This is a genomic window from Alcanivorax sp. HI0044 (assembly GCF_001634945.1).
The window spans coordinates 1-1183 of record NZ_LWEZ01000218.1; the positions used below are offsets into that span (position 1 = coordinate 1).

The following is a 1183-nucleotide window of genomic DNA, read 5'->3' on the forward strand; positions in this document are numbered from 1 at the left end:
TGTGCTCTCACAAAGCTTACGGTTATCCAGCGCCTGGCCAACCGTATATTCAGGGAGTAATTCAAGACGCCCCTCCCGGATGACGTCTATTTCAGAAGAGCACCCGGATAGGGCGGCCAGGGAAATGCATGCTAGGGCTGCTTTGAGGTTTTTCATGATGGTTCTCTTTTAAAATCTTTCCATGAGGTGATTGGCTTAAGCACCAACCACAATTAAGAGGAAACAGACGATCCAGACGATGAAGTACGCCAGGTTCTGCTTCAGGGCTTGGGTTCGTTGGTAGAGATAGACGGGCACCAGCCACACCCATCCACCAAATGTGCTGGTATCAGTGCCGGCTTTCTTGAGTCTCTTTTCATCCAGGAAAGACAGGGCGATATTGAGTATGAGAGTGATGTAAATGAAATGGCCGCTGGCAACGGCTTGCTCGGCACGGTACTCGCTGCTGTGAACCATGTAGGCCACAAAGTATTCCAGGGTGAGGCCGATCAGTGGGGCAAACGCCAGAATCCATACAACGGTGTTGTTGACTTTGGCTCCGGTTAGCGGCGGTGGGGTCGTATCATCAAGGTGTTCCCGAAGCTGGGTATCTTCGATGTTGGTCCAGTCCGCGAACCCCTTCTTCCAGACGGATGATCCGTGGCGTAGTGTGCCGTTGCTGATCAGGGTGATGAGATCGGTTTCAGAAACGCCCCCCTTCCTTTCTCCGTTGAGTTCGTAGAACCAGATCTCGTTCCCCGTGGTGCTGTTTTCCATTGTTCATTCCTTGTAGTGGCTGTCCTTCCATGGTTTTTAGCCAAGCACAGGTCGAGTGCTGTGCCTGGGAAGAGCGGTCTCCCCCAGGCGCTGTGTCCGTTGGTTTGGAAGGTGTGTCTCAGTTTGAGTGTTATGTAATTCAAGACTCGCAAAGTATTGCAATGCTGCACCTTGGGGGTCAAGTATTCCGGTACGACAGAGGTATGGCACTGCCGTAGCGTTGCTCTATCAGATTGATGGAGTGGGCGTGATGAGCTTCCCCGAGCGCCTGAAGGCGGCACGGTTGGCGTTGGGTCTGACCCAGGAGCAGTTGGGCGACGAGCTTCATGTGACCAAATCCACGATATCCGCTTGGGAAAATGGCCGTGATTCGCCCGGATTTCGTTTACTGCCGAAGTTGAAGGCGGTCCTCGGTGTATCGCTGGAT

Annotated in this window: 2 protein-coding genes; one reads left to right on the forward strand and one right to left on the reverse strand. The window is 53.1% G+C overall.

The window, feature by feature from the left end; genetic code table 11:
* Window positions 1-195: 195 nt before the first annotated feature.
* Window positions 196-756 carry a DUF4339 domain-containing protein gene (locus tag A3730_RS02600; RefSeq protein ID WP_063509630.1) on the reverse strand — a complete coding sequence of 187 codons (561 nt, stop codon included), beginning with the start codon at window positions 754-756 and terminating at the stop codon, window positions 196-198.
* Between the two features lie 250 nt (window positions 757-1006).
* Between A3730_RS02600 and A3730_RS02605 the strand changes: the two genes are divergently transcribed.
* Window positions 1007-1183 (forward strand): helix-turn-helix transcriptional regulator (locus A3730_RS02605; protein ID WP_156500830.1); only part of this gene is annotated, 177 nt, incomplete at its 3' end.

Excerpts from the sequence above, each read along its gene's own strand:
- A3730_RS02600 (WP_063509630.1), bottom strand. The coding sequence starts at position 756 with ATGGAAAACAGCACCACGGGGAACGAGATCTGGTTCTACGAACTCAAC.